This window comes from Acinetobacter sp. AG1, assembly GCF_001005525.1.
In the GTDB taxonomy this organism is placed as follows: Bacteria; Pseudomonadota; Gammaproteobacteria; order Pseudomonadales; family Moraxellaceae; genus Acinetobacter; species Acinetobacter modestus.
Genome location: NZ_LBMZ01000004.1, coordinates 1 through 1050, shown reverse-complemented (window position 1 = coordinate 1050; position 1050 = coordinate 1). Strand labels below are relative to the sequence as shown.

Here is a 1050-nt window from a genome sequence, read left to right as displayed (position 1 = left end):
GTGACCAATATTATCGGTGGTATTACGGGTGGTGTCGGTGGTAATCCGCTTGAGACTGTGACCGATATCATTGGTGGTATTTCAGGCGGTGTTGGTGGCAATCCACTAGAAACTGTAACCGATCTTATTGGCGGTATTACGGGTGGTGTCGGTGGTAATCCTCTTGAAACTGTAACCGATCTTATTGGCGGTGTTACGGGTAGTGTTAGTGGTAACCCTCTTGATGCTGTGCCCAATATTATTGGTGGTGTTACAGGCGGTGTCAGTGGTAATCCTCTTGATACTGTGACCAATATTATTGGTGGTGTTACAGGCGGTGTTGGTGGCAATCCACTAGAAACTGTAACCGATCTTATTGGCGGTATTACGGGTGGTGTCAGTGGTAATCCTCTGGATGCTGTAACTGGTATTATTGGTGGTATTACGGGTGGCGTCGGTGGCAATCCACTAGAAACTGTAACCGATATTATTGGTGGTGTTACGGGTGATGTCAGTGGTAATCCTCTGGATGCTGTAACTGGTATTATTGGTGGTATTACGGGTGGCGATTTAGGTAACAATCCAGTCACAGGCATTGTTCAAACTGGTATCGATGTACTTCAAGGTGTAGAGAGCCTCAAAACAGAAATTATCAATACAGGAATAAATACAGTAGGTGGCGTAATTAGTGGTGTATTACCCCAAGTACATCCAATCGTTGATTTGACCAATCTTGGGACACTTACATTTGAAACTTCACGCGATACTGTAAATGGAACACTTGAAGCAATTTCAGATTTAGCAGGTGCAGATATTAATGGTGCCGTAGGTTCTGCCTCAGGTGTAATTGGAACTTTAATTAATAATGGAACAACTGCTTCAAACACAATTCAACATATTGTAGGCGATCTAACCGACCTTGGTAGTAGCAATCCTCTGGGAAATATTACCGATATTATTGGTGGTGTTACGGGTGGTATCGGTGGCAATCCACTTGATGCTGTAACTAATATTATTGGTGGCGTTACGGGTGGTGTCGGTAGCAATCCACTTGATGCTGTAACTGGTATT

Annotated in this window: 1 pseudogene; it reads left to right on the top strand. The window is 43.8% G+C overall.

Features of this window, described 5'->3' with window-relative positions:
* Window positions 1-1050 (top strand): annotated as a pseudogene (locus AAV96_RS18155) (hypothetical protein); the annotation flags it as partial.